The sequence below is a fragment of the Bdellovibrio sp. GT3 genome, assembly GCF_037996765.1.
GTDB lineage: Bacteria > Bdellovibrionota > Bdellovibrionia > Bdellovibrionales > Bdellovibrionaceae > Bdellovibrio.
On record NZ_JBBNAD010000001.1, the window covers coordinates 118,296 to 144,427 of the forward strand.

Sequence of the window (26,132 nt, forward strand, 5' to 3'; positions counted from 1 at the left end):
TAGTACGTTACTTGTTAGTATTTCTTACTGCAGTGATGCTTGGGGGCTGTCTTGAATCGACAAGCTCCTCATCAGCTATTGTCATTCCTCCGGGTGGACTGATTTTGCTGGATATGAGAACTGTCAATGTCGTGGGTGAAGACCACTACTCGTTGTATCTGGCAGAATATGTTCCGGCTGAAAATAAAACCCGCAACCTTCTGGACATGACCACAGATGAAAAACCCGATCAATTCCGTAAAATTCTTCCTAAGAATCTGGCATTGACTTCATCGGCAGTTGCCAAAGTCGTCATGGAGTATCGTTCGACACCGTGGTATGCGATTGTCTTCCCTGATGTAGTGAACAAAGTCGATGTGGATTCGACGCTGGTGTTTTCGCTTCTGTCTTCTTATCCCAACCGTGCTTTGACTTCCTACACCCATGCCGAGGTTTTAAAAATTACCGAAGCCGTGAAGAAATTCCGTGAAGAGCGCATGGCGATGTTTGCCATTGCCAAAGACTTCAATCCGGATCTTCTGTATCGCTTTGTCCGTAACGGTCTTTCCACCGATGTGCAATTTTTGACGATGCTTGAAAGTCATAACGTACTGTTTGATTTTGATGGCAACGGCGATATTGCCGCAGAACCCTTTCCGTTTAACATCGACAATCGTCCACCGATTGTCGATGACCAGGCGACGACCAAGCAGATTGATCAGAATGTAAATGAAATGGCAACCCTTCAAATGCGCGCCGCCGCCAGGGATCCTGACGGAGACGAAGTGTTCTATGCGTGGGCTTTTGAAAATCAGCCGATCGCCAGCGAGGATGGACTGGTTAAATGGATTCCCAATTTCGAGCATGGACGTTTGAATCCTTATCAAATGTCCGTCATCTTTTCTGACGGCGGCAAGGTCACTCGCATCAATTGGAATGTCTTTGTTAATAATGTCAATCGACGTCCGGAATACACTCATTCCTGCGCATTGGCGGCTCTTGAAAATATTCAATGGGTTTGTAAGATCAGCTACCGGGATCCTGACAATGAAAAGGTGTCTGTTTCTTTGGAGCCTATCGACGGCTCTGGTCCCATCACGATTAATGGTGCTGTGGCACCTGCCCAAGTTGATAACGTCAATGAAGTTGAATTGAGGTGGACTCCCACCAACAGTGACGCTTTGAAAAGATCCGCTACTGTTGCGCTCTCTTTCACAGATGAATCCCTGGGACTGACCGTGGGCACATTGAATCTTGCCGTATCAGAAAACAACTCTGCTCCTTATCTGGTTGATGGGGTTGCAGGAGCGAAAGTCGTCAATAATGATCCCTATGAGTACGACTACTGTGCCAATGAAGTGCCCGATGGTTTGCCGATTTATCGCTATTACTTTGATATCGTCGATCCTGATAATCTGATCACACCAACACCGTCACCTGGCGATGTGGTGTCGATCACCACTGCCGGAACGCTGAATTCGAACATGACCAAGGTTTCGGAAACAGCCATTGCCGGTGGTATCCGCTATACCTACGATTGGAAACCCACTCATGCTGCGAAGACGGGAACATTCATCGTTTCTGCCAAGGACAATCACGGGGGATTGGCTGCGGCAGTGACCTTAACCTTCACATCACAAGATCGAAATACCAAACCTTGCCTGGGTGGTGGTGATGTGAACACTACACTTCTTCATACATCGGCGGGCGCAAATTCCAACTATTCAAGTTCCGACCGTGACGGCGGTGCATTGTGGGTCGAAGCCTTTGGTTTTGCTGCCAATAACAGCTATGACATGTTGAAACTAGTTATGGACTGCGGTTCGACGCAGCCCATGTTGCTAAAGCAAAACATCACTCAAACCGAACCGACCTATCGTAAAAACTCGGGTACACTTTGTATTCGTGGTCGCTGGGAATCAGACTGGTGGGGCGGAGCTGGTTACGTCATCTTTGAACGCTCTAGTGTCAGAACGGGCAGACCGACGGCGGCAACGACGATCAAAAAGGGCACGGTTTTAACGTCAACAGTCGCCGGTTACGTGCAAAAATTTAAAACACATTACGATGTCGTGGTGCAGCCGCAGGACTTCTTGTTGTACGTTCCGGTCGTTCCGGAAACAACCGATGTCCCTGCCGGTAAAGTCACAGTTTTTGAATCTGCTAATCCAGGCGGCCTGAGTGTTACGAACACTGCGGTCATTGATTTGAAAGGGATGGTTACCTTTTCTCGGGCAACGGCCACCGCGGCCGTGACCATTCCTGCGGGTACTATCGTAAAAACCGCAGAATTCACCGGCACACCTTTTGTGAATAGTGTGAAGTTTGAAGTTCCGGGAGCAGTTATAATGCCGATTGGAACGACAACCATCACAGTACCGGTATGGCGACTGTATACAGTGCTTCCGACGAACTCACCATTATCTATTTCCTATGTGGCGCCTTCTGCGGATCAAGCTGGATTTCCATTCACTGCGAAGGCAGCACCGAATCTTACGAACTATGATGCCAATTCATTAAACGTTGAACCAAATTTTAATACACCAATTGCAAAACGTTTCACAGTACGTGCACTGGATGGTGAAAAGCCGACAGTAAATGCCATCAATGCTTTCGTGGACCCATTGCCCGCGGCGGCGGTAACCTTGACTGTAAGGAACCCTGCATCCTTTGATATGGATGGATTGGTAAACTTCAGTCGTACAAATACGACGGCAGCCTTCACATTGCCAGCAGGTACCAAGCTCATGACGACCAATCGCACTCTGTATGAGACAATGGATGCGGTTACCATGAATGCCGGTACTGCGACAGTCAATGGTATCTGGGTTCGACGTACCAACAATATCGGATCGCCGGCGCAGCGAACGGTGACTTATTCTTACTCCCATTCCAACGTGGTTTCAAAACTGATCACCGATCCGATTGTTCAGGCTTCCGAAGGTGTACCGCTGACCAATGGGGCTATTGAGGTCTCGGATAACTTCTCTGAGATTCCATCTCCTTTTTATGCAGTTACAAACTATTGGTATCCATATGATCGCAGGGATACTTATTCCTTTAATCTTTCGGTATCAGGCACAGCCCCGACAGGGACTTGGGACTTGTGTCGGGATCCGGGTAACGCGGGAACAGCCTGCAGCAACCGTTGCGTGCCAGTCAGTGGATCGAATTTCCTGTCTGTTCATCCAAGCTCGGGTCGCAAGTATTTTAATACCAATAAGTGTTATCTTCGTTACACACCAGTGACCGCGGATTTGTCGGGGACATTCTCGTTCAAGTTGACCGTGTACGAAATCATGAATAAAGGAAATCCTGATACCTGGACATCGCAGACCAATTGGACCACCAACATCACATTGGTGGTAAATGAGATCAATCATCCCTCGATCTTGACGGATGCCTCATTTAATAACCAGGCAGCAGGCGTGGGAGCGTCAACCAGCAATCCTATAAATCTGGGATCTTTTGATGAAGGTATCGCTGGCTACTACAATATTTATACAAAAGATACCAACAAGGGACTTGAGTTAAAGACCACAAATTTTGAACTGGAACCGCAGGTGTATGATTTGAAAACCAGCACCTGGGTGCCGCGGCCCGCGGGGCTCGGTGTGAGTGTTGATAAAGTCGAGGATTTGACCGCCGCCGCCGGTAGCAAAACCACGGCCAGAATTTCGTGGATGCCAACAGATCAAGAGTCAAAACAGTTTTCTGGATCTGCAGGTTTTGTCGTCAAAATGAAAATTTACGACGCAAAATCCTCGCCGGATTTGACGCAGACAATTTATGGTTATTACAAAGTTCGCGTCACCAATAAAAATCAGATTCCTTCCATTGGACAGATGGCTCCTGACAATCAGGTGCGGGTATTTGCAGATACCTACGTGAAGAAAGAATTTTATCTGTACGACAACGACGCCTACACCCCACAGGGTGGATCGTTCTCAACTCAGCTTTCGATTTGTCGCGACAGCAATGGGAATCCATTGCAGCATGCAACCCTGGACCCGGGTTCAGCAGATCCTTATATCTGCCATGCGACGACGACGACTTTTGCCTCGGAAGTGGCAAATTACGATCCGGCCTACGTCAACAATCGCAATGTGAGCCCCTGCTTCGTGAGTAACGCTTTAAATACGGATCTTGCGATTCCGAAATTCACCCCGGTGGGTTCACCAGAATTGAACGCGGGGATTCTTCGTCAGAAGTACCAAATGGAGTGGTGCCCTCAGCGTGGTCACATTGGTGTTTACTCTGCCGAATTGAATGTCAGCGACAACGGGGACGTGGATCGTGACAGTGTGGCATTGGCTAAAGCCTTAAGTTCATCACCATTGCAACTGACCATCGTGGCACCGGTATTCCTATTGAGTCCTCGCGTGGATATCAATAATGTTCCGGTACACTATATGCCGCAAGCGGCAGCCAGTATGAACAGCTACCCATTCCGATATGAGGTTCTGGTTAATAATTCGCAAAAAAACCCATTGGAATATTCCCTGTTAAATGCGCCACGAGCGTGTGGCGAATCCAATGGTGTTTGTATTGATCCGCTGACCGGTGTGATTTCCTGGATTCCTAATCATACAATGGATGTGACGCCGATAAATGGTGCAGGCAGTTTGGTTCGCGTTCAGGTCAAAGATACGGTGACAGGTGATTTGGATTCCGCGCACTTCTATTTAAAAGTTCAAAACGCGTTGTCTCCATTCGAGGAGTCTCCGGTCATCAATTCGGTGATTCCGTCGGGAGATTCGGTTCTGTTATCCGAAAAAACGACCTTGAGCTTTTCAGTCAGCGCAACGGATCCCAATACCAACGATACGGTTTTCTATCGTTGGTATGTGAATGATGTATTGAAATACGATGAAAGTTCGACCTTTGCATTCAAACCGTCAGACACGGATGGTTCCGTGGATATTGACGGCACTGGTCCCAAAACCGCCGGCGAATACACCGTCCGTGTGGACGTGACGGATGGGAACTATGTCGTGTCGCGCAGTTGGACTGTCAAGGTCAAGAATACCTACCTGCTTGGGGAATCGATTTTCGATTTAGCCAATGCTCGTCTGGAGGGACTACCAGCAACAACTCCGCAGAACGTGGTTTGGAGTGGTGAGGTCCCATATGGGATCGCGCAAGGAACTGGCTATCAAGATCACCTGATTATATATGGAAGCTACTTATCCGGAGCCTTTATCAAACACTTTCTGTGGGATCTGCTCAGTGTGAATGGCGTGGTCTCGAAGCCGAATGGAACCATCACCATCCCACCGTGGAATTTTACCGAAGCATTGCCATGGTTAAGCGGCACCTCCACCCGTCGAGTGGCGATCAATCCATTGGGTACGGGTTATGACATGTTGATGACAGTGCAACCAGCAAGGAACGGACCGTTCGGATTGACCACAGAGGCGTTGCATATACTGAATGGTGATTTAACCACTCTGACTTTGAGTGGTAATAACAAGTGTTCAGGGGATTGCCCAACGCAACTCTACACGAGTCCGCACTACTCCGACTCGCGAATCACAGCATCCATGGACTCGGCCTATGTGTTCTATGCTTCAGATTCCCAGACGGTTTTGCATTATGATTATCTGACGCCGGATGCGCCAAAAACCGTTTACAATTTTGGCACTGCGAAAATCACGGGCATGACATTGAATCGCGCCATTGATCGTCTTTATGTGACGACTCAGCAGACAACGCCTTCGGTAGCGCATCGAATTTTCGTATTTAACGTCACGCCAGCACGCAGTGGTGGGATTCCGTCATTGGTTGCGAATCTGTCGGTCTTTGATGGCGTTGCGGGACACGAGGACTGCAAGCCGTCGGATATAGTTTATGACTCCGTCACCAATCGTGTTTACGCACTCCTTAGTGGAACCGGGGGAGTCGTAACCTTCCCTGATAGTGCTTCCACGACGCCAACCACTGGCACTATGCAGTTTATTGGTGTGAACGAGCTGAATGCTTCGGTCTTTGATGTGCCTGGCGGCGGTCGTCGTTTGGCGATACGTGCCTCCGATCGACTTTTGATCGGAACGATGGAAGGGGCCAATCAGGTATTTACAATTGATCTGAATGATAACCGGGTTTATGTCAGCGCGGTTCAGGTGCCGATTGCCAGCATAGCCAGTTATGAATCAGGGCAGATCTTATTGATTAGCCGAAGTAAAGGAAAGGTCCTCAGAGCAAAATAGATGAAACGGATTTTATTAAGTCTAATGACGGCAACATGGATGTCTTTTTGCCTCGGTGAGCTGGCTGTAGCCAGCAGCTGGATCAACATCGACTTCATCAAAAAAAATGCAGTTCCCGTTCGTCGTGTGACGGACGATGTGATTTTTTTACCTCGAAGCAACCGGGTGGGCGTCGGGGAGCTGGTCGTCATTTTGCGTGTGCAAGGGGATGATGTCGAAGTAATCGCCCGTGGCAATGCAGAGACGGTTCAAAACAATGAACTCTTAGTGGTGATGGATGGCAAGTCGATCACGAAAATTCCAAAAGTCCGTGACCTGGTTGTCAGTTTGTCAAAATTAAAGCCGGCTCCGGAGGATCCTTTTTTCCCGCAACCGCCGGACAATCCCATTGTTGAAAAAGCGGACCCCTATGAGCCTGGATATATTGTTTTTGAAATGGGTTCCAATCAGGGGCATTTTGAAAGTCAGTCGCCGAATCAAGCCAACCAATACAAGATTTACGACTATAAATTCACCGAGATGCATTTTCTTTGGTATGTGGATATGTTCTGGCGTTATGGAATTGAATACCAAACTTCCAGTGCAAATATTCCCCTGCAGTCATATTACCGGGAGGATCGACCTACTACCGCCGAGGAAACGCGAATGGCTTTGCACTATCGCCTGCTTCCTGTTTGGAAAGAATTGCGTCCGACTTTGAAGTTGATTTCACTTAGCAGCAAGTTTGATACAACCAATGAGGATGAGTATGTCGTTTCTTCCCAGGCCTCGGGCATGGGCTTGGGTGCGAATTTTCATTATCTGTTTTCAGATAATCTGTTTAAAACAAAAAAGGGATTTGGCTGGGCTTTCAATCGAGTTTACTTCGATATGAACTATTTCCCAAGTTATTCGGTCTCCGATGGCGAGGTGAGCCGCGGTTCCAGTTCCTCCGGAACATTGATGGAACTGAAGGTCGGGGCCACCGCTCTTTTCTATGTGCCGTTCATTCCCTGGCTGAAACGCTATTCTGTGGATGTCAGCTATGGGATGTCGCAATCTCAAGTTACGTTTTCCGGAGATGTTAAGAATGCAACCGATGGGGCTTACGATATTCCTCCGGGACAGTCTTACAATGAAAGTCAGTCATACATTAAGATTATGCTGGGACTGCGCCTGGATGATTTTATCAGCAATATAATGAAGTCGAGATGATATTGAAGACGATTCTATCTTTTTATTTAGCAGTGTTTTTCAGCTTGGATGCTGTGGCGTCAGAGGCCTTGGATAAACTTGATTTCAACCCGGTCAATGTACCCGTGACAGAGCAAGGCACTGCCGACCTTAGTGAGTTGGAAAACCATCCCACACCATTGGTAGAGTACATCATCGACAGCTCAGGTTCGATGGGACAGATTCTGACGGGCAAACAAACCAAAATATTTGTGATGAAGAAGCTCCTGTCCCGATACTTGGTGTCCCAATGGACCGAAAAAACCTCCAGTGGAATGAGAGTGATCGGCTCCCGGCGCAAAAAAGATTGTAAGGACAACTACCTTGCCATTCCACCGGGAAATTCCAAGTTGGGTCTGATTGAGGGCACCGTGAAGGGCATGGATGCCGTTGGCATGACACCACTTTATGACTCGATGAAAGCCGCCTACCAGGACTTGGAAAAATATGATGGTCCGAAGCGGATTGTTATTTTCACCGATGGAGAGGAAACATGTGGTAAAGACCCATGTCAGCTTGCCAGAGAATTCAAAAACAAGAATGTCGATGTGAAGTTCTTTGTGGTTGCTTTCGGTCTTCAGGGACAGGAGGACACTCTGAAGAAGCTGCAGTGTATCGGCGACATGCACCAGGCGGACAATGAAGATCAACTGGATGAACTATTTCAGGAACTGGACAAGAATTTAAATCCCAACAAGAACCTTTTTGTGGATAGTCCGGAACCTCAGGCTACGGTGATGCTGTTTCGGGCGGAAACTCCCAATGAAATCTATCGTCGCTTTCAGTCTTCCTACGGGATTCAGGTTCCTCCGGGTCGGTACTATGCCATTGTGAATCTGAAGCCCAAATACAGGTTTCAAGAGTTCGTGGTGCCACCAAATAAAAAGGTCACCTTGAAAGTAAAAGGCGAAGGACAATTCACCGCGAATTTTATCGATGGTCTTATGAAAGTTGAGCTTTTGAATAAGAATAGAAAAGTGGTCAAGCGATTCAACAGTGACACGACCGTCGGATTGCCACCTGGAAAATGGAGTCTGCGTTTTTATCGAGATCCATTTTATGAAAAGATCATCAATGACTACCTGATCGTTCCAAATGGAAAGTACGAGATAAATCTTGAAGAAGCGGGAGTTGCTTATGTTCAGGATCCCCTGGTGCGGGGTATTTATGTCTTTGGTAACCGAGGAGTCATGACGGGAAATCATGTTACGAACTTTCCGTTGGTCCTGGGTAAAGGGGTCTACGAGATTCGGGTGGATGACAAATGCGTATTTAAGGATGTTATCATGGGTTCAAATAAAGAAGTCGTGAAGCTTCAATGTCCGAAAGATAAGAAGTAAAAAATGAACAAAATAAAAAAACTTCCGCTGCTTATTAAAATTCCAATTGGGCTTGCACTATTTCTCTCGTTGATGCTGCTGTTCGTGACCGTGTTTGAAAATCTGCCGCCAAGTGCCGGCACACCGTTGCAGTGTCAGGTCAGGTATTCCGGAGCGCTGAAAGTCGGCGATCAGCCAATGGGATTGCTCACGCATATGTATCGCAATAGTGACGGACAGTTTGCCGTTGCTGGATTGAATAAAAACGGGGATGCCTGGCTGGTCGGAAAAATGGGATTCGCAGCCGACTACCAACCTTATTGGGAGTTGGACGGCCGGAATGCAAGTTCACTAAAGAACTCAGGCGATGCGAACTTTGAGCTTGCGGCAACCAGCGGAGAGTGGGCGTTCGTGCGTAATGGCTTGGGCCAGGTGGTGGCCGTCAATGTAGTGAAGAACAAGGTTTTGGAGAAATCCAATCTTGGACTATGCACAGGAACTTGGGGTGATGATGTCCGTATTCAACGGGTGAATCGTGACAATATCGTACTTACCAACTCCAAAGGTCAGGTTGGCTTCTATGATTTACGCCACTTGACGGACTATATTCCCAAGGAAGTGGGGCGTTCTCCGGATTTACTTATGGTGGTGGATCCTGACAGTGCTCTCGCTGTCGGACAATGTGCTCAACTCAGTGAAAACCGCAATGCCCGGATGAGGGTGGATGAAGGGTTGATGGGATTCACTTCCGGGATGAACGGAACTTTGAACCTGTACCGGGTTGCGCCAGATAAAATCGAGCTGAAACCGGTCACGTTGTCGGTGCCGAAAGAAGGCGGTTCTGATTTTGTCATCAGCAAGCAGGGTGTGTTTGGAGTCAAGGTGAGTGGACTCTTGGATCGCACTGAACAATGGAAGCAATACAAGTTGGCGGACCTTGAAAACAACCGAAAAGATCCCGCGTTTTTTATGACGGCGGAGCCTCTGGGCTTTCGCAGTGACTATGCTTTGGATGAGTCAAAAAATGGTTCCGGATATTGGATTGCAGAACGCTTTAAAAGTTACTACTTTTTTGACCGCTTCTTACTGACTCATGTTAATGGCGAAGGCGTGAAACAAAGCTACGAGATAGATGATCGACTTTTGAAAGAATCTTTATCAAAGCAGCAGGCGTGGGTGGTGTTGCCCGGAGAAAGACATTTGGTGGCGGCAAACCTGGAAAACGGAGCTGGATACTCCGTCATTGAGTGCAAGTAAATGATTACATGAAATCTTTTTGTGCAAGCTCAGCGGTTGTCTTGAATGCCCGGAGCTCGCGCTTTGCCGGGGCTTGCAGCTCCGGGGATCTTTCATCTTCTGACCAATAAGCTGTTTGTGGTGAGTTCGCTTTTGCTTTTAGCAGAGATTGAGCCAGGTAAGTCAGCTGCACTTTGGCCACTTCCAGATCTGCTCGTAGCTTATGCTCAGTTTGCAGACTTTTATTCCAAAGAACATTGATGCCTTGGATTTCGCGTTGGGCATCTTCCAGCCTTTGTGTGGTTTCGCTCAGTTTGGCAGAGAGGAATTCCACCTCATTGTGTGGAAGGGCAGTGGGTGTTTTCGTCAAAGTGTTCGTTGGTGTTCGGCGAGCTTCGCGGGTGATCAGTACGATTTCGACGAGGCAAATAGCGATAAAAACGAATGTAATGGCTGCTGTCATGAATTTCACCCTTCTCTTGCTCTTAGTATAAATCGGAACTTCCCATTCGGAAAAACCAATCATGAGAAGTTTTTGAAATCTAAGCCTAGGTACAGTTCAGATCTCACTCTGTTTTCACGATCTAGTAAGTAAATTTTTCGTATGAGCTTTTGGAGGCACTATGAACTTTGCGGGACTACTTGGATTGATTGCTGCTGTTGGTATTTCAGCATTTGCAATTATGGACAGTGCAAAGAATCCAAAGATATTTGCAGACCCACACGGTATCGCACTGGTTATCGGTGGTACCATCACTGTCGCTTTGATGAGCTTTAACTTTAAAAGCTTGTGGAGCGCCCTTAAAATTGTCACGCGCAAGTACTTCGGGCGCGAGCGTGCAATTAACTATAATGAAACCATTGAAAGAATCGTGACCCTGTCTGAAGCCTACCGTAAAGAGGCAAAATCCATTCAAGGAATGATGAAGCCCAGTGATCATCCATTTTTGAAGGATGGCGTGAACTTTCTGGTCGATTATGGCTTCAATTATGAAGAGCTGGACGAAATCATGCACAATGCGGTTCGCGGTAAGAAGAAGCGTGACGGTGATGAGATCAAAGTATGGCAGACGATCTCCCGCTTTCCACCGGCGTTCGGTTTGTTGGGTGCGACTTTGGGTATGATCTCCTTGTTGCAAACTCTCGGAGAGCCTGGTGCCCAGGATCGTATCGGTCCGGCGATGGCAACGGCCCTGGTGGCGACTTTCTATGGTCTTTTGACAGCGAATCTTATTTTAATTCCGATTGCAGAAAAGCTTTCCAGTGTTTCTCAGGCCGATTTGACTTTGCGTGAGATTATCAAGGAAGGTGTTCTGCTGATTCATGAAAAGAAACATCCCATGTTTATTCGTGAATACCTGAAGTCCTTCCTGCCACCGCAACAAAGACAAGAGGGCGAAGCAGGGACTGTGAAAAAGGTGGCCTAGATGGGAGCACGCAAAAACAAGCATCGTCGCCACTCGGATGACGATCATGAACATGCAGTACATCACGACGAATCCAACTGGCTGGTCAGCTATGCGGATATGATGACCCTGTTATTCGGGTTCTTTGTTTTGATGTATTCATTGTCACGGTTCGATAACACACGGTTTGATTTGGTTCGTAAAGAGGTGGCCAAGTACTTTGGTGGTAATATCAAGGAAATCAGCGCCATTTTGGAAGCCGAACAGAAGCTGAAAACAGCCCTTTTGGGCTCTGGTGAAATGAAAGGTGTTGAGATTTCAAAAGGATCAGACAACACCCTGCAACTTAAGTTCGAAGGCAATGTCCTGTTTGAATCCGGAGCGACCGAGTTGAAAGAGGCGGCTAAACCGTCCTTACGCCAGGTTGTGGCGGCGTTGAGATCCGTTCCAAGCGTCGAGAAAATCAGCGTTGAAGGCCACACCGATGCAGATCCAATGCAAAACACGGTGATCAGATCCAATTGGGAGTTATCGGCCTTGCGTGCAAGCTCGGTTGTCAGATATTTCGAGGAAAGTGGTTTGAGTTCCAACGTTCTTGCTGCAGTGGGCTTTGGTTCCTCGCACCCGATTGCTGCTGAAAAGGATGCTCAAGGGCATTCATTGGAGACCGGAAAAGCCGCAAATCGTCGCGTGGTTGTTCAGGTGAAACTGCTGGATCCGGAAGAAGCGTACCGTTTGCAGCAGCAGCAGTTTAAAAAGCAACTCAACAAAGAAGAGATCGAGCGCCAGAAGAAAGAGAACGAACTTCAGGACAAAATGAAGTTGGCGAAAGCTCGCTTTGATGAGGCACAGCGCAAGTATCGCGAGCAATCGGAACAAAAACGCAAAGAGCAGCAGCTGCAAAAACTGGAAAAACAAATCCAGGCCTTGGAAAACAAGACCAAGCAGTACGAGGAAAAAGCTCAGTAATAAGAAGTCGAAAAGACAAATGAGGCTCCAAATCCCGAATACTTGACTGACAGGTCATTCGAGGCTGAGGAGCCCTCTCTCATTGAAAGCTCAAAAGACAGTAAAGTGTTTGGCTTCAACGGATACTCAAATCCCGCCCCCAATATAAATTCGTAGACCAGGGCACTGAATGAGAAGGATTGATTCGGATCCGACTTATCAAGCTTATTCAGATTGAAGTTAACCGGAGTGAAGCTGGCAAAAGTGTACAGTCCAGGCCGGGACTTCTGAAGCAGGACTTCATCGGGACTGATTTCGTAAACTGATGATAACCCCTGAAAGTAGTAGTAGCCGCTGAGCCCGATTCCAGAAATTGGAGTCGCACCGTATTTGCTATTAATATCCAGAATATAGTGGACCCCCAGGCGCGAGTTCATCGATGGCACATCCCAAAGAAGCGTGGGCTGAATGGTCATCATCGAGCCTAATGTTTCGTCTTTCACCAGTTCGCCGGCAGTGACGGTCGTATTGAACATGGAAAGCTTTGCTCTGAGCATGGGAGCTTGAATTCCCGCTTGCGAAACAATGCCGAACAGTAAGATTAGGACCAAGGTGAAGAATGGTTTCATAGAATATGTTTTTTTCCTCTCTGCTTAGGAGAATGAAATCTGTGGGCCACTTCGTCTAATTTCGCATGTCATGGAGGATATGGAAATGTTTCTGAGACAACTTAAAATGTTGTTCCTTATTCTGTTGCCGGCATTTATTTCTGCCTGCGCCGGAAAGTATTCCATTAAATCCTATCCTCAGGGTTCAAAGATTTACATCAAGGATATACAAACCAACGAAAAAAAACTACTGGGAATTTCTCCGCTGAATATTCAGGAGGAATCGAAGCTCGGTGATGTTTTCTTTTTGATATTTGAAAAGCAGAACTATCGCACTAAAGAAGTGATGGTGAAAGTGAATGAAGGCGAAAGTATCGCTGTGCAAGCTCGCCTGGATCCGTTGTCTGACGAGGAAAAGAAAGCGGAAGAACTGGCTAAGAATGATGAAAAGAAACAGGATCAACCTCCTAAGCCTGAAGATAAAAAAGATAAAAAGATGGATGACCTGCTGGCAGAGCTGGCTGAACTGAAGTTGCGAGTGGCTCTTTTGGAAAACACTTCCTCCTTTTATAAGGATGCATTGTTTTCGCCGCGGTTATCGGGAGGAATGCCAACCCAGGATCGTGATCGCAGTGAGAAAGTCGTCGGACTTATTTTTCAAGGTCAAAAAGCGATCATGAAGGGTGACTATCAAAAAGCGTTGTTGGAAGTGGATAAGGCAATCACGATGGACGAATACTCCAACAATGCCTGGTTGCTTAAAGGTTCCATCAAATATTTGCAGAAGGATTTCCAGGGCGCGAAGGTGGCTTGGGAGCGTTGTCTGAAAATTGATCCATATAATAAAGTCGCTTATCAATACCTGTCTGATGTTTATAAACGTCTTGGCATGGAGCCGTTGCCAAAAAGTGGTTCGGAGATGAGATATCCAGCTTCAAATGTTGAGATCGAAAAGCGAAACAGAGAAACACAGGTAAGATGATGTTGAAACTGTGGGGGATTCTGCTGGTACTTTTCATATCGAGTCCATCCTGGGCGTATCTGACGTCTGATTGGGATGTAAGTATGGGGCTGACCAGCTTACAATATGATTTCGCGCGTTTGGAGAGTGCCAAATCGCTGGAATCCTCCACCACGTTGGAAGTGAATTACAGTTTGAATAATCCTTCCATCAATACCGCGATGACTTTGTCCTTCATGGAAATCACTGAGGCGGCAGGCTTGCAAATGCCATTCACTCGAATTGCCGTGGGTGCCAGATACTATGTTCTTGGTGTTAATGGCATGCGAACTGTATTGGACAGCAGGACTCAAGCAAAAGTTTGGCGATCCACTCCCTTTGTTGCGATGAACTTCGGTCTCAGTAATCTGGCTGTTGATAAGCTGAATGCTTCCTTACTTGATGTCAGTTTGCGGGGTGGTGTGGAAATTCCGATGATGTCCAATTTGCTCCTGGTGGGGCAAGTGTCTGTGGGAACCAGCTTAACCAGCTCCAGTGATGAAGACAGTGTGAGTTATCAATTTATGAATCTTTTCGCCGGCCTGCGCTTTGTTGGCTTTGAGTAATTATGAATAAAGCAAAAGTTTTAGTATCTGGAATTGTTTTGACTGGTCTTGCTGGAATTGGTGGCTACTACTTAAACAAAGCACGGACATCCTCAAAAACGGGCGTGGTTCACCACGATGGGATGGAGATTTTTAAAGCGGCACAGTTGAATGCAGGAATGCAGTTGAAAACGCACATGGACTCTCCTGTGGGAATAGCCTGGAAAGCAAATGACTTTGCAAAGCTGAGTTCCATGTTTGGTTTACAGAAGTCTGTCGCGGAAAACGCATCGTTCTTTCAAGCCAGCATTTATGTTCTTGATGTGACCAAGATGGACTGGAAACCCGATGAAAAGAAAGCGTTGCAGGAACTGCAGTCTTCTATTGCTGAATACATAATGGCGAAACGGGAACGACCGGCATTGGGACCGGAAGCCCAGGCATTAAGCTATGCCTCCAAGGTGCTTTTGAAGTTTGATTCCCTGCCAGAAGCAGTCGTGAAGAAGATGTCCGACTACTACTCGGTGGCAACATCTGAGGGTTTGCGAAATCAGCGTGATATCGTTGGGGAAACCTTGATGCGTATCAGCCCCTTGCCTGAAAAGGGACTTAAGATCATCCGCGAAAAATTGAGATCCAAGAATGACCCCTATCAGGGAATTGTATTGATTGGACAGATGCGGGACGCTCAGGCCGCGGCAGGACTATGGAACGAAGTGGCTGTCGGCTTCGAATCCTTTCCTTCACGGTTTCAGCCCATGATTTTCAAACAACTGGTGATACGTCACTCTATAATCAAATCAGATATCAGCGGTCATCTTCATCAGCTTTTGAAGTATTCCGGTCAGGTGGAGGAAGCTGATGATGCATTTCTTGTCGGAGTTCGGGAACTGAATATGACAGACAAGTATCGCTCGGAAATTCAACGTATATCCAATCAGACCCGTTATGCCGCGACAAAAACATTGGCGGTTTCGTTATTGAATAGTTCAGGAGGCGCGAAATGAGGCACGTTATTTTAGTACTCTCGGTTGTTCTGGCTTCATGGGGAGCGCAGGCTCAGTACATCGAGGAAATCGGGTCACTGGAAAATCTGTATGAAATCAGAGCCAGATCTGTATTGAATACGATCCTGCGTCCAACGGAATACACGGTGGTGGTATCTGTGGATTTGGATCGTGATGAACAAAAGCTTAAGGAGTTTCATAAAGAGGCGGAATTGCAGTATCTGCCGGGAATGCCCATGATGGGTGATGTTCCGGTGGCTCCGATGGCGGCCAATAAACTTCATGAAATGAAGGCAAAAACTGAAATCAGTGTGGTCTTGTCACGCAATGTATCCCCTGAAGTGGAAAAAGTGATTCGGGATTTGCTGGTTTCCAAATTGCATTTGGATTCGGCTGTCGGGGATTCGGTGGCCATTCGCCGTATCGAATTACCTTTGGATCCGAAGGTCGAGGAACCACCAAAGCAACTTCCAGAGCTTACTTGGAAAACGTGGGTGCTGGTGGTGATTCTTTCGTTGCTGGCCCTTGCGGGATTGATGTTCGGTTTGTGGAAAAGAAAAACCGCTGATCCGAAAAAAGAGATCAACGAAAATCACGAATATGCCCACCAGGAACCTTTGCCACAGGCGGAAAAGGAACCTGTTACAGCAACTCCAGAACCTTCGGCGGACGTGGTGCCGGCGGCGGTTTCGGCCAAGCCAGATGAAATGGTCTGGGAGCTTGGTTTGGACAGTGTTCGTCAGCACGTCATTCAGATTGGAACACAATATCCTCAAATGGCGTCGCGTGCGATCGCCGAGTATTGTCTTGAGGGGGCTGTTGAAAACACCACTTATCTGATGGACTTTATGGGATGGGATACAGCAAAGCATTTGTTTGCAGAAATCCCCGCGATGGCCTGGGCGCGAATGGGACGTTCGGTGAAAGAGCGAAAAGCTGATCCGACGGCAGTACAAATCGAGACCGGTGTGCGGGAAACCTATCGGGCTTTGCTGGGCAGTTACATTGAACATGAAATGGCTGAAGATGAAGCGGGACCATTCAACTTTATCCTGAAGCTTCGCGAGGACCAGCGTTCACAAATCCTGGAAAAGGAAAGCGCCAAGAACATCGCCATCCTGTGCCTGCATGCTCCTTCCGAAGTGACGGCTGGAATTCTGGCCAGCATTGATAGCGAGAAAAAAGTCAGAGTCATGGGAGAGCTTTCCCGAATAGAAAAAATTCCGCATGATGTTTTGCAGTCAGTGATTCAGGCGTTTAAGCAGCGTGTGAGCGAAACTCGACTGAAGCCGGAACCCAAAGTACATGGTGCCACTGTTCTTGCAAAAGTTATCCGTGGCATGAGTCCGGAAGAAGAAGTGAACATGTTGACCATGTTCGCAGCTGAAAATCCCGAAGAGCTGGAGAGAGTGCGTCGATCGATCTTAATATTTGATGACGTGTCCCTGGTGCCTCAGGACATTCTTGCTGAAGTCCTTGGACTTTATGAAGTGGAAGCACTTTATGGAGCCTTCTTCCGCACACAGCGAGCGCTGATGGTCGCAGCCCTCAATGCGCTTCCAGAGAAAAAATCAATGATCCTGGAACGCGAATTGAGCGATATGCCAATGATTCCGTCCCAGAAACTTTCAGCTGAAACTCGCCGAAGCATCTGTCAGCGAGTTGAGACGGTTTTGGAATATCGTTCGATCAGCATGACCGATCTTATTGATGGAGCTGTGAAAGTTACCAAGATTCGCGCAAATGAAGGCTGACAAATGTGATGTCATCGGGTTGTTCGATTCCAGTGGTGAAATCGGCAATCCGTTTGGCAATTTGGTCGTGAATACCTCGTTGTGAGCCTTTCGTGGATGCATCCGCGGCAAGTTTAAACACAGTTCTCTCTGCGAAGGCCTCGCCCTTTTCATTAATTGCATCGGTCAGACCATCTGTATACGCAAACAGAGTTTGTCCTGTTTTGAAGTCCACAGAAGCCTCTTCATATGCCGATGATTTTTCGTGCCCCAGCCTTTTTCCATTCACATCTCCTAAAAGAGTGATATCGGACTTTTTCACCTTCCGACCTTCTTCGGTCAGCGGCAGAAGAAGGGGAGGTTCGTGGCTGGCATTTGCATAAGTCAGCTTTCCGCTTTTCAAATCCAAGGTGGCGGCAAAAGCGGTCATCATTTTTTCACCTTTGGCGACGTCACAAAGAACCTGATTGATTCGGGTCAGGGTTTTACCCGGGCTCCAGACTCCTTCTTCAACTGTCAGGGAAAGGATGGAGCGAGTGGCTGCGGTGATAAGAGCCGCGGGAACACCGTGGCCGGTGGCATCTCCGATGAAAACAAAGATCTTGTCTTCAGTGCAGTTGTGAAACCAAAGATCACCTCCGCATTCGGAGGCGGGATGATAGTAACCTTTGAGTGAGTACGCATCCGTTTCGACCTTCATTTTGGGTAGCAGTGTGGTTTGGACTTCCTTGGCCGTCTCCAGCTCGGCTTGCATGCGAGCTTTTTCCTGTGTCTGCTGAAGAAGGCCCTCAATTTTGCCCTGCATGGAATTGAACACCTTTGCCATCTGTCCGATTTCGTCATTGTTGGCAATTTTCAAAGGTTTTGCAGATCCGTTCTTGGAAAACTCATTCATGGCATTGTTTAAGCGCAGCAGATTTTGGGTCAGGCTGTCGATCGATATGAATACGGCAATCAACCCGATCAGCAAAATGATGAAGCTGGCGAGCAGCGTTTTATTCATGATTGAATCAAGTACCGAGAAAATGCTCTTCTTATCAAAGACCTCGAAAACGAAAACATCCAGATAGGGGAGCTTCTTAAAAGAGATAAGATGTGGTTTCCCGTCAATTTCAATGTCTTTCACGCCGCTGCTATTTTGTTGAAAAATACTTTTAATGCTTGGGGTGACGCCGCTTAATTCGGCCTCCATGGAAGCGGGGAACCACCATTGTCCGACTTTTTCATTGTAAAATCCGGCCTCGTTGCGTGCCTGAAGATTCTTAAAAAAGGGGAAGGTTAAGTTCGCATAAACCCGGAATACCCCCTGGCGAAATAGCACGCGCAGTTTGTTGGGGGACTGCACATCGCTTTCCACAATCATCTCGTTCTCGGTTAAAGCGGCCAGTCGATTAGAGACACTTTCCGGGGTGGAAATATGTGTTCCGAGAGCGTCCATTAGACGCAGTGGGAAACCATCTTGTTGGATGAAAATGGCAATATCACCCCAATTTTGGGTTGTCGCCAAAGCTTTCACCTGGGCAGGGAACTGCTGTGTGGAGGCATCAAAAAGTTGAAGTGCGGAACGAACCCGGTCAAAACTTGTTTGGAAATCCTGATTAAAAGTTTGGCTGAATCCGTCAACTCTCTCGAGGGCATTGGCGTAGACGTAGGATCTTTTATCAGAGAGAAAAGTCTCGCGATTTAGAAAGAAGATCGTGCCCGAAGAGACGATCAAAAGAATAGAAACGATCAAAAGAAATTTAACTTTTAAAGACATCCAGATTCTCCGCAGGTTCAAATAGGGAACCTTGCAAAGCCATCATGAAAGATCATTGTTCTTTTGCAAATAAAAAAAAACCCACAGTTTTTCCAACTGTGGGCTTTTGAAGCTTTAATTTCGATTAGAAATTACTTCGCTGCTTTCAAATGACGGTCGATGATGTCTTTGAATTCAGAGAATGGGTATGCGCCACGAAGGGATACGCCATTGATCAAGAAGCCTGGAGTACCAGAGAAGTTGAATTTTCTAGCTTCTTCCATGTCTGCATCTACGATCTTAGTAACTTTTTCGGATTTAACATCAGTTTCAAGACGTTTCATGTCCGCGCCAACTTTTTTAGCAGAATCTTTCAAGAAAGCTTCTTTTTTAGTGCGTAGTTCGCCTTGGTTTTCGAAAACGATGTTATAGAACTTTTCAGCTTTTGCATGGTCTTGCATTGCAATAGCTTCGAAGTAACGAGCTGCTGGCATTGCAAGTGGATGGAAATCCAATGGCAAGTGCTTAAGAACAACGCGTACATCTTTAGGGTAAGCTTTCATAACTTCAGCAACAGTCGCGTGACCTTTCGCGCAGTATGGGCACTCGAAGTCTGTGTATTCAATGATAGTTACTTTTGCATCTTTAGGCCCAAAGATAACGCGGCCGTCTTCGATGTTAGGTTTCAAAGGACTTGCGAACTCTTCGTCACGCTTTTTGCCTTCTTCAGCCATTGCTTTTTCTTGAGCTTTCTTTTGCGCACCTTGAGCAGCTTTGTTCACCACTTCGATGAATTGCTCAGGGTCTTTTTCGATTGCTGCGAAAACGATGCTTGGATCTTTTTCTACTGCTTCTTTAAGTTGTTTTGCAGATGGAGCACAGTTCACTAGGGAAAGTGCCAATGCAGAAACTGCTACTAGTTTAAATGCTTTCAATGTCGCCTCCATAAAGGATTAATTTGTTAAATCTCAAAAGCCCTCCCATTGTGCCATGTTTTTTGACTGATGGAAGGAAAAAAACCCGCACTTTAGTCCTGTACCCAAATCTTGCCATGCTGCATGAAGTGATTGGACTTGCGTGAAGTTTCCGTGTGTTTAGACTGGAAACTATGAAAACAACAAATTTTATTTTAGCAACATTCGTGATCGCATTTTGCATTAACGCACAGGCTGCTCTGATTGCCAATTACGCAACTCTGGCCACCAAAGATCTTGATCAGATGAATGAACTCATCAACGAAAAGATCCAGGAGTCCGAGGAGATGGCAGATGAGAAGTACATTCCTTTGAAGGAAGCCCTTCAAGCCGTGTTTTCCCGCCCGGATGGCACCGATGACATGATTGATAAGGTTGTGGGTCCTTTGCGCACCAAATTGGACGAGTTGGATCAATGGGAAAATGCCATGACGATTCTTGTGGATGAAGCGGTGGATGCTTTGAAGAATCCAAAAGGTGTGAAACCTGTTGTTCAAAACACTTATGCTGTCTTTTTGGAAAACTACGTTGCAGAAGCAAAACCTTATGCCAAAAAAGGTGGTTTTGAGCGCAAGCTTCTGGAGAAAATCCGCGACGCAAAAATTGAAATGACCAAAGAGGCAAAAAATGAGCGCAGCCTTCGTGGCATGAAGGTGGGGGATTCTCCATCATCTTTGGCAAAGCGCGTGCTTGAACAGAACCCTTTGGAGCGCCCAGAGGCGCCTAAAGCTGAGAAGAAGAAAAAGAAGTAATCACTCCGCCGGTTGAATATGAAATTCCCCTCGGGAGTTCGACAAAAACCGGCAAAATTTTCCCTCGACCGGACTGGCCTCTGGTACTTTCTGACCAGAGACCAGCGTCAAACAAAAGACCTCCTCAAGTCTCCGAAAATCGCCTCAAATTGACTCAAGTTCTAACGAACTCCTACCGATAGAAACAACAGGTAATAGGGGGCAGGATGCTCTCCGCTTTGATCTCGCAAATCAAGGTGCAAGCAGATGGAGGATTCGATGTTTCTTCAAGGCGATTTGCAAATTATGTTTGATGCACTATACGCAGTGGGTGCTATTGATCCGGTTCTTAAGCTCGATTGGGCTGAAGTAACCAAAGAGATGATGGCCAATCCCAATTTGCTGAGTGATGCATTCCAAAGCATTAATGGCTGCCGTGGAAACAAAGACCTTCTTATCCAGAAGCTGCACATGATGGATCAAAAGTCCGTAAGTTATATCGCTATGGAGGTCGCTCGTGAGTTTTGTGAATTCCAAGACCGTAAAGATTTGCACTAGTCTTGCAACGGCATTTCTGATCACCAGCGTGGCAAATGCATGGGAAGTGGATTTTTCTCGTCGTCAGGTTGATTTCAACAAAGTGACGAATGAGGATCGCCTGCCTGCAAGCATCAAAGAAGATCAATCCGTCAGCATTCTGGGTAAAGTGTTCGACTCTGTCGAGCCGGCTCAGGATATCGTTATCATGAACACAGACAAGGGCTTCGTGCCAGAGACTGTGCGCTTGAAAAAGGGCAACAGCTATCGCATTCACGTGGTGAACGTGAACGGTAAGGAAAAAAACGTGAGTTTCGTGTTGGATGCTTTTTCTGAACATCACAACACGGTTTTTGGTGAACAAAAAACCTTCAACGTGATGCCAAAAACTGACGGAATTTTTTCTTACCAATGTCCTGAGACTGCGGTTCAAGGCAAATTCATTATTTATTCGGACACGAATTCTGCACCTGGTGGCAGAAAACCGGCGTCCAACTAACCTGATTGGTGCATCCATGTCGGATCAGTCGAACGTTTTCAAACAGACGATTCAACAGAACCTCGGTCCTGTTTTAAAGTACCTCGATGATCCGGGTGTATCCGAAATTCTTGTCAACGGTCCCCATGAAATTTTCGTAGAGCGCAAAGGTAAACTCGAGAAGGTGGCTGAAAAGTTTCCGACTGAGGATGACTTGCGTGCGGCTGTGAACTCCATTGCCCAATCGGTGGGTCGTCGTATCAATGACGAGAATCCACGACTGGATGCACGTTTGCCGGATGGTTCGCGTATTGCGGCGGTGATTCCGCCGATGTCACGCAAGGGAACGACTCTGTCGATTCGTAAATTTACCAGCACGAAAATCACTTTCAATGACTACATCAAAATGGGCACAATCTCAGAGGACGGCGCGCGCTTTTTGGATATCGCAATGTTCCTGGGAAAAAACATTATCGTGAGCGGTGGTACGGGCTCCGGTAAGACGACGCTGTTGTCGTTGTTGTGTTCGCGTATTCCCAAAGGTCAGCGTGTGTTGATCATCGAAGACTCGTCAGAGTTGCAGGTCGATTATGAACACTTGGTGATGTTTGAAACCCGCATGGCTGATGCTCAAGGCAAAGGCGAAGTGAGTATCAAAGACCTTGTGAAAAGTGCTCTGCGTTTGCGTCCGGATCGTATCATCGTGGGGGAGGTTCGCTCGGGCGAAGCTCTTGAACTTTTAAATGCAATGAACACCGGTCACAAAGGTTGTATGGGCACGGTCCACGCGAACTCACCGGAAGATGCTATTGTTCGCTTGGAAGCGTTAGCTCAGGGCGGGGACGGTAAGATCAGTGAGCGCGCTTTGCGCCAACAAGTGTCTTCCGCGATTGATTTGATCGTGCAAATCTCCCGTTACGGTGATGGCTCGCGTCGAATTGGAGCAATAAGTGAAGTTCGCGGATTCCTTCCGGATGGTTCGTATGACGTAGTACCAATCTTCGAATTGGGTCGTTTGGTGCGCCGTCCCGATGGAGCACTTGAAGGCAAACTAGAGTCCACAGGCAACGTTCCAACGTTTATGGACGAAATAATCGATAACAAGCTCCCTTTCCCAAAATCCAAATTCCAAAAAGCAGCCTAATCCTCCTTCGCCAAGGCTTCGGCGGGATAGGTTCACACGAACCCAAGACGCGATGCGCATCCAAAAGGTGCCAGGCGGTTTTTTGATGCGCGCTGCGCTAGTGAGTTTTGGTATAATATAGTTATTTCAATGGCTTTGCTTTTGGGCTAAGACTTTTTCGTGCACTTTAGTTGTAAGATTTCCAACTCAGTTTTGACGGTTCTAGAAGAGCAGGGTGAAGACCTTACGCCGCTCTATGAACAAGTTCATTTGTCAGTTGAACTGTTGCGAGATTCTTCTTACTGGATCAGCGCTCCGGACATGGAGCAATTCCTTGAAATGTGTTTGCGACTTCCACTCAAAAAAGATTGTGATGTGCTGACTCGTGCCGGACACAACGGACCGGAACTTCGTGCGTGGGGAGTGCTCGACAGCGTTCTGCGCATGATGCCTCGTCCACAGGAAATCTTTAATCAGCCTGAACAGTTTTTGTCGTACTTCATTTCTCCAAAACCGCCGATCGACAATCTTCGTAAAGACGAAGTCAGCATCTCTTTCGATCTGCCTCTTCCGGCAGAGCAGTATCCGTTGGTGACGACCTACTTGAAGGCGGCGTTTGAGTCGTTGCCAGTTTATGTTGGTCAACCCTTGGCGAAGTGCGAGTGGTCCGGCATTACTTTGAAATTAAGCTGGGCAACTCAGCAGCAGACAATCTTCACAGAAAACGAAACTGTCGGTCATCAGGTGAGTCCTGATTTGTTCCAAAGCTTGTTGAACGATTTGCAGCGCACTCAGCGCGAACGCGAGGATCTGCAAAAATACGTTGGCGATCTTGAAGACAAGATTCGTAATTTCGAAAAACAAAGACAGCAGCAGGTGGCGCAAGCTGAATCGGTTGATGTCGCTGACAGCCGTGGCTCATTGATTCCTCACGAAGGTGCACTGTCAAATTTAAACTTCGATGTGGAATCCCCGGCGTATTCGTTGAATCAGAACCTGGCCCGTATGCATGACTACATGGTGCGCGCTCAGCAATTGATCACTATGCTTGCTTCCCAGGGAAAAACAAATCCTGCAGTGAAGGAAGCGATGAGACGTGTGGACTGGGAGTTCGTAAAAACCGAATACCCACGCACCGTTTTCAATTCCATGGAACTGGTAAAAAAAATGAACTCTAAGCATTCCGAGAAAGAAGGTACTCATCATGTCTGAAATCATCAGTGTCGTAGCTCGTGAAATTCTTGATAGCCGTGGTAATCCAACGGTTGAAGTTGAAATCGGCACAGCAGATGGCAACATCGGTCGCGCCGCAGTTCCATCAGGTGCATCCACTGGTGCCCATGAAGCTTGTGAGCTTCGTGATGGCGACAAAAACCGTTACGGCGGTAAAGGCGTTTTCAAAGCCGTGGATAACATCCGTGAAAAAATCGCTCCAGAAATTCTGGGCCTTCAAGCGACTGAACAAGTTTACCTTGATAAAGTTCTTCGTGAAATCGACGGAACTGAAAACAAAACAAACCTGGGCGCGAATGCGATCCTGGGTGTTTCATTGGCTGCTGCGAAAGCCGCTGCTGCTGACGTGAATCTTCCATTGTACCGTTACATCGGTGGTTCCCAGGCTTGCCGCTTGCCGGTTCCTTTGATGAACGTATTGAACGGTGGCGCGCACGCGAACAACGGTCTTGATATTCAGGAGTTCATGATTGTTCCAACAGTGAACAATTCATACGCTGAATCACTTCGCGCTGGTGCAGAAATCTTCCACGCTCTTAAAAAGATCCTGGGCAAAAAAGGTTTGACGACGGCAGTTGGTGACGAAGGTGGCTTCGCTCCGAAGTTGGGCAGCAATCAAGAAGCTTTGGACTTGATCATGAGCGCGATCGTTGATGCTGGTTATGATCCAGGTCAAAACGTATTCTTGGGTTTGGATGTTGCTGCGACTGAAATGTACAAAGACGGCAAATACCAATTCGATGGCAGCTTGATCACTCCAAATGAACTTTTGAAAGTGTACCAAGGTTGGGCAGAGAAATATCCATTGATCACTATCGAAGACGGCTTCTCTGAAGACGACTGGGATTCATGGGTGAACGTCACTGCAGCTATGGGCAACCAAATGCAATTGGTAGGTGACGATTTGTTCGTAACTAATCCGAAACGTTTGCGTATGGGTCTTGAGAAAAAAGCTGCGAATGCATTGCTGGTGAAAGTAAACCAAATCGGTACTTTGACTGAAACATTCGAAGCTGTGAGCCTGGCTCAAAGAAACAAATACAAAACTGTGATGTCTCACCGCTCTGGTGAAACAGAAGACACGTTCATCGCAGATCTTGCGGTTGCGTTGGGTTGCCAACAAATCAAAACAGGCAGCTTGTGCCGTTCTGAGCGTATTGCTAAATACAACCAATTGCTAAGAATCGAAGAGGATCTTGGTGGTATGGGCGTATACTGGGATAAAGCCGCTTTCCGCTAATACCAGACGCTAAATTTTGATAAATAAAAAGCCACTCCCAGCGAGTGGCTTTTTTTATTTCCGGATCTGGACTACCCAGTAGCCTGAAGCAAATTTAGACTTTTTGTATGTCTTATAGTCGTTTTGCCGTAGGTCTTCGCCGTTTACTAAATCATCCTGGAAGAGTCGCATTTATCTGCATGATTATCTTCGGGGTATCTATCGTTTTGAATGGCAATCTATGGCGCCTATGGGGTTTGCATCGTGATTTTGATCGAATTAATGTCGAAATTAATGATAGCAAAAAAGCCACAGTGGCACTTACAGCACAGCTTAAGCAGGCCAAAGATCCAGCTTTTATTGAGCGACAAGCCAGAGACAAATTAGACCTAGCTGGTGAGCACGATTTAGTTTTCGTTTTTCCTGAACAGTAGATTAACGCGAGTAGTTATTTGATGTCGCTCCGGTATACTAGCAATAGTATCTCAGCTCTAAATACTTTTTATTTAAAAGTAATACCGGGGGGTTACCCTTATGATCGAAAATCAAAATGAATGGAATAGAGACAGTCTTCGCGCGCTTCGCCTTCGTCTTGGCTGGAGTCGCTCGGACATGGCTCGCAGATTAAAGTGTGCTTTGACAGACATCGAAACGTGGGAAGAAGGCAACGGAGAGTTGTTGTTCAATCCACAAATCAAAGGCGAATTGGCCTTGATCAACCGTCAAGCTGACGAGGCTTCTGACGAAGTTCGCTTCACACCTGCCTGTGAGAACGAGTGCGACAAGAATGCACTTTCTCAAGTGGATTTCTCTCGCGTCAAAGCGGATCTAGAGTAATCGAATAATCGACAATCAAACTCTCCCGTTGTAGGTTTTTTAATCTGCAAAACCGGGAGA

Annotated in this window: 22 protein-coding genes; 18 read left to right on the plus strand and 4 right to left on the minus strand. The window is 47.0% G+C overall.

Going from position 1 to position 26,132, the window contains the following annotated elements; translation table 11 throughout:
• Positions 1-11 precede the first annotated feature (11 nt).
• From AAAA73_RS00475 to AAAA73_RS00490, 4 genes are read left to right on the plus strand one after another with little or no spacing between them, the layout of a single operon-like run.
• Positions 12-6,188, plus strand: coding sequence for a hypothetical protein (locus AAAA73_RS00475; RefSeq protein WP_340596178.1), 6,177 nt, complete (start codon positions 12-14; stop codon positions 6,186-6,188).
• Positions 6,189-7,382: a hypothetical protein gene (locus AAAA73_RS00480; RefSeq protein WP_340596179.1), complete on the plus strand. Its 1,194-nt coding sequence runs from the start codon at positions 6,189-6,191 to the stop codon at positions 7,380-7,382. It abuts the gene before it with no gap.
• On the plus strand, positions 7,379-8,740 hold the full coding sequence (locus AAAA73_RS00485) for a vWA domain-containing protein (RefSeq protein WP_340596180.1): 1,362 nt from the start codon (positions 7,379-7,381) through the stop codon (positions 8,738-8,740). The genes AAAA73_RS00480 and AAAA73_RS00485 overlap by 4 nt, the downstream gene beginning before the upstream one ends.
• A gap of 3 nt (positions 8,741-8,743) precedes the next feature.
• Complete coding sequence (locus AAAA73_RS00490; protein WP_340596181.1) at positions 8,744-9,976, plus strand: hypothetical protein; 1,233 nt, start codon at positions 8,744-8,746, stop codon at positions 9,974-9,976.
• A 4-nt stretch (positions 9,977-9,980) separates the two neighbouring features.
• Here the strand turns inward: AAAA73_RS00490 and AAAA73_RS00495 are convergent, their stop codons facing one another.
• Positions 9,981-10,418 (minus strand): hypothetical protein, encoded by a 438-nt coding sequence (locus tag AAAA73_RS00495; RefSeq protein WP_340596182.1) that lies wholly within the window; start codon positions 10,416-10,418, stop codon positions 9,981-9,983.
• Between the two features lie 160 nt (positions 10,419-10,578).
• On the opposite strand from AAAA73_RS00495, the gene AAAA73_RS00500 reads away from it, so the two are divergent.
• Together AAAA73_RS00500 and AAAA73_RS00505 are read left to right on the plus strand one after the other, a co-directional pair.
• Entirely contained in the window at positions 10,579-11,382 is an 804-nt protein-coding gene (locus tag AAAA73_RS00500; RefSeq protein WP_340596183.1) for a motility protein A, read from the plus strand.
• A complete protein-coding gene (locus tag AAAA73_RS00505) occupies positions 11,383-12,330 on the plus strand; it encodes an OmpA/MotB family protein (RefSeq protein ID WP_340596184.1) in 948 nt (315 codons plus the stop codon). It begins immediately after the preceding gene.
• Here the strand turns inward: AAAA73_RS00505 and AAAA73_RS00510 are convergent.
• The gene (locus tag AAAA73_RS00510; RefSeq protein ID WP_340596185.1) at positions 12,324-12,938 is read right to left on the minus strand and encodes a hypothetical protein; all 615 of its coding nucleotides are present in this window, start codon (positions 12,936-12,938) and stop codon (positions 12,324-12,326) included. The two genes, AAAA73_RS00505 and AAAA73_RS00510, sit on opposite strands and share 7 nt — an antisense overlap.
• 85 nt (positions 12,939-13,023) lie before the next feature.
• On the opposite strand from AAAA73_RS00510, the gene AAAA73_RS00515 reads away from it, so the two are divergent.
• The 4 genes from AAAA73_RS00515 to AAAA73_RS00530 are packed head-to-tail and all read left to right on the plus strand — an operon-like array spanning position 13,024 to position 17,223.
• Positions 13,024-13,899 (plus strand): tetratricopeptide repeat protein, encoded by an 876-nt coding sequence (locus AAAA73_RS00515; protein ID WP_340596186.1) that lies wholly within the window; start codon positions 13,024-13,026, stop codon positions 13,897-13,899.
• The gene (locus tag AAAA73_RS00520; protein WP_340596187.1) at positions 13,896-14,483 is read left to right on the plus strand and encodes a hypothetical protein; all 588 of its coding nucleotides are present in this window, start codon (positions 13,896-13,898) and stop codon (positions 14,481-14,483) included. Before AAAA73_RS00515 ends, AAAA73_RS00520 begins: the two co-directional genes overlap by 4 nt.
• Positions 14,484-14,485: 2 nt before the next feature.
• Positions 14,486-15,469: a hypothetical protein gene (locus AAAA73_RS00525; protein WP_340596188.1), complete on the plus strand. Its 984-nt coding sequence runs from the start codon at positions 14,486-14,488 to the stop codon at positions 15,467-15,469.
• A complete protein-coding gene (locus AAAA73_RS00530; RefSeq protein WP_340596189.1) occupies positions 15,466-17,223 on the plus strand; it encodes a hypothetical protein in 1,758 nt (585 codons plus the stop codon). Before AAAA73_RS00525 ends, AAAA73_RS00530 begins: the two co-directional genes overlap by 4 nt.
• Here the strand turns inward: AAAA73_RS00530 and AAAA73_RS00535 are convergent.
• Positions 17,195-18,961 carry a SpoIIE family protein phosphatase gene (locus AAAA73_RS00535; protein WP_340596190.1) on the minus strand — a complete coding sequence of 589 codons (1,767 nt, stop codon included), beginning with the start codon at positions 18,959-18,961 and terminating at the stop codon, positions 17,195-17,197. The genes AAAA73_RS00530 and AAAA73_RS00535 overlap by 29 nt on opposite strands.
• A gap of 131 nt (positions 18,962-19,092) precedes the next feature.
• A complete protein-coding gene (locus AAAA73_RS00540) occupies positions 19,093-19,875 on the minus strand; it encodes a DsbA family protein (protein WP_340596191.1) in 783 nt (260 codons plus the stop codon).
• A 173-nt stretch (positions 19,876-20,048) separates the two neighbouring features.
• Here AAAA73_RS00540 and AAAA73_RS00545 point away from each other — a divergent pair, with 173 nt between their 5' ends.
• The 8 genes from AAAA73_RS00545 (at position 20,049) to AAAA73_RS00580 (ending at position 26,072) form a co-directional block, all read left to right on the plus strand.
• Positions 20,049-20,666, plus strand: coding sequence for a hypothetical protein (locus tag AAAA73_RS00545; RefSeq protein ID WP_340596192.1), 618 nt, complete (start codon positions 20,049-20,051; stop codon positions 20,664-20,666).
• Positions 20,667-20,924: 258 nt separating this feature from the next.
• Complete coding sequence (locus AAAA73_RS00550) at positions 20,925-21,203, plus strand: cytochrome (protein WP_340596193.1); 279 nt, start codon at positions 20,925-20,927, stop codon at positions 21,201-21,203.
• Entirely contained in the window at positions 21,163-21,681 is a 519-nt protein-coding gene (locus AAAA73_RS00555; protein WP_340596194.1) for a cupredoxin domain-containing protein, read from the plus strand. The genes AAAA73_RS00550 and AAAA73_RS00555 overlap by 41 nt, the downstream gene beginning before the upstream one ends.
• Positions 21,656-22,804 carry a CpaF family protein gene (locus tag AAAA73_RS00560; RefSeq protein WP_340596195.1) on the plus strand — a complete coding sequence of 383 codons (1,149 nt, stop codon included), beginning with the start codon at positions 21,656-21,658 and terminating at the stop codon, positions 22,802-22,804. The genes AAAA73_RS00555 and AAAA73_RS00560 overlap by 26 nt, the downstream gene beginning before the upstream one ends.
• Before the next feature lie 192 nt (positions 22,805-22,996).
• On the plus strand, positions 22,997-23,995 hold the full coding sequence (locus AAAA73_RS00565; protein ID WP_340596196.1) for a hypothetical protein: 999 nt from the start codon (positions 22,997-22,999) through the stop codon (positions 23,993-23,995).
• The gene (gene eno, locus AAAA73_RS00570) at positions 23,988-25,256 is read left to right on the plus strand and encodes a phosphopyruvate hydratase (protein ID WP_340596197.1); all 1,269 of its coding nucleotides are present in this window, start codon (positions 23,988-23,990) and stop codon (positions 25,254-25,256) included. Before AAAA73_RS00565 ends, eno begins: the two co-directional genes overlap by 8 nt.
• Before the next feature lie 107 nt (positions 25,257-25,363).
• On the plus strand, positions 25,364-25,669 hold the full coding sequence (locus tag AAAA73_RS00575) for a septum formation initiator family protein (RefSeq protein WP_340596198.1): 306 nt from the start codon (positions 25,364-25,366) through the stop codon (positions 25,667-25,669).
• Between the two features lie 100 nt (positions 25,670-25,769).
• A complete protein-coding gene (locus tag AAAA73_RS00580) occupies positions 25,770-26,072 on the plus strand; it encodes an XRE family transcriptional regulator (protein WP_340596199.1) in 303 nt (100 codons plus the stop codon).
• Positions 26,073-26,132 lie beyond the last annotated feature (60 nt).

Excerpts from the sequence above, each read along its gene's own strand:
- AAAA73_RS00480 (WP_340596179.1), top strand. The coding sequence starts at position 6,189 with ATGAAACGGATTTTATTAAGTCTAATGACGGCAACATGGATGTCTTTT.
- AAAA73_RS00485 (WP_340596180.1), top strand. The coding sequence starts at position 7,379 with ATGATATTGAAGACGATTCTATCTTTTTATTTAGCAGTGTTTTTCAGC.
- AAAA73_RS00490 (WP_340596181.1), top strand. The coding sequence starts at position 8,744 with ATGAACAAAATAAAAAAACTTCCGCTGCTTATTAAAATTCCAATTGGG.
- AAAA73_RS00495 (WP_340596182.1), bottom strand. The coding sequence starts at position 10,418 with ATGACAGCAGCCATTACATTCGTTTTTATCGCTATTTGCCTCGTCGAA.
- AAAA73_RS00500 (WP_340596183.1), top strand. The coding sequence starts at position 10,579 with ATGAACTTTGCGGGACTACTTGGATTGATTGCTGCTGTTGGTATTTCA.
- AAAA73_RS00505 (WP_340596184.1), top strand. The coding sequence starts at position 11,383 with ATGGGAGCACGCAAAAACAAGCATCGTCGCCACTCGGATGACGATCAT.
- AAAA73_RS00510 (WP_340596185.1), bottom strand. The coding sequence starts at position 12,938 with ATGAAACCATTCTTCACCTTGGTCCTAATCTTACTGTTCGGCATTGTT.
- AAAA73_RS00515 (WP_340596186.1), top strand. The coding sequence starts at position 13,024 with ATGTTTCTGAGACAACTTAAAATGTTGTTCCTTATTCTGTTGCCGGCA.
- AAAA73_RS00520 (WP_340596187.1), top strand. The coding sequence starts at position 13,896 with ATGATGTTGAAACTGTGGGGGATTCTGCTGGTACTTTTCATATCGAGT.
- AAAA73_RS00525 (WP_340596188.1), top strand. The coding sequence starts at position 14,486 with ATGAATAAAGCAAAAGTTTTAGTATCTGGAATTGTTTTGACTGGTCTT.
- AAAA73_RS00530 (WP_340596189.1), top strand. The coding sequence starts at position 15,466 with ATGAGGCACGTTATTTTAGTACTCTCGGTTGTTCTGGCTTCATGGGGA.
- AAAA73_RS00535 (WP_340596190.1), bottom strand. The coding sequence starts at position 18,961 with ATGTCTTTAAAAGTTAAATTTCTTTTGATCGTTTCTATTCTTTTGATC.
- AAAA73_RS00545 (WP_340596192.1), top strand. The coding sequence starts at position 20,049 with ATGAAAACAACAAATTTTATTTTAGCAACATTCGTGATCGCATTTTGC.
- AAAA73_RS00550 (WP_340596193.1), top strand. The coding sequence starts at position 20,925 with ATGTTTCTTCAAGGCGATTTGCAAATTATGTTTGATGCACTATACGCA.
- eno (WP_340596197.1), top strand. The coding sequence starts at position 23,988 with ATGTCTGAAATCATCAGTGTCGTAGCTCGTGAAATTCTTGATAGCCGT.
- AAAA73_RS00575 (WP_340596198.1), top strand. The coding sequence starts at position 25,364 with ATGTCTTATAGTCGTTTTGCCGTAGGTCTTCGCCGTTTACTAAATCAT.
- AAAA73_RS00580 (WP_340596199.1), top strand. The coding sequence starts at position 25,770 with ATGATCGAAAATCAAAATGAATGGAATAGAGACAGTCTTCGCGCGCTT.